This window comes from Streptomyces sp. ISL-11 (assembly GCF_018614525.1).
Lineage (GTDB): Bacteria > Actinomycetota > Actinomycetes > Streptomycetales > Streptomycetaceae > Streptomyces.
Genome location: NZ_JAGGOL010000100.1, coordinates 41,824 through 42,050 on the forward strand (window position 1 = coordinate 41,824; position 227 = coordinate 42,050).

At 75.8% G+C, this 227-nt stretch carries 1 protein-coding gene; it reads right to left on the bottom strand.

What is annotated here, in order from left to right; genetic code table 11:
* On the bottom strand, nucleotides 1-227 hold a 227-nt coding region (locus J7E86_RS31235; protein WP_374223833.1), incomplete at both ends, for a hypothetical protein.

Here is a 227-nt window from a genome sequence, read left to right on the forward strand (position 1 = left end):
GGGTGATGTACGGGTCGCCGCTCTTGCGCTTCTGGCCGCGGTGCCAGCGCTCGGCGACCTGGTAGGCGCGCTCCAGCTGGCGCAGGGTGGCCACGTCGGCCTTGGGGTCGTTCCCGCGGACGATCCGCAGCAGCGGTTCGAGCACCGGGTTGTACGGGCTGGAGCGCTGGACGCCCAGGCGGGCCAGGCGGGCCCGGACGCGGCTGGAGGAGCCGGAGCGGGGCGGG